The sequence below is a fragment of the Vibrio genomosp. F10 str. 9ZD137 genome, assembly GCF_049974785.1.
GTDB lineage: Bacteria > Pseudomonadota > Gammaproteobacteria > Enterobacterales > Vibrionaceae > Vibrio.
In genome coordinates, this window is record NZ_JBNGCJ010000049.1 from 1 (window position 1) to 229 (window position 229).

1 pseudogene is annotated in these 229 nt (G+C 54.1%); it reads right to left on the bottom strand.

What is annotated here, in order from left to right:
• Positions 1-229, bottom strand: a pseudogene (locus tag ACP45E_RS00600) (C4-dicarboxylate ABC transporter); the annotation flags it as partial.

Consider the following 229-nt stretch of genomic DNA (forward strand, 5'->3'; position numbering starts at 1 on the left):
CCAGTGTAAACCCGAGAGCCACAGCCGTTGTAATGGTCGCGACACCAGGGATAAAGAACGGATGGTTAAATACGTATTTACCAATTCGTGTCGATCCCGTGTCATCCATCTCAACCGCAGCCAGTAGGGTTGGGTAGGTTGGCAGGACAAACAAAGCGCTCACCGCGGCAAAAGAGGCGACAGCGGTCAGTGGTGCAACACCAATCGCAAGAGCCAGATCGGAAGAGCG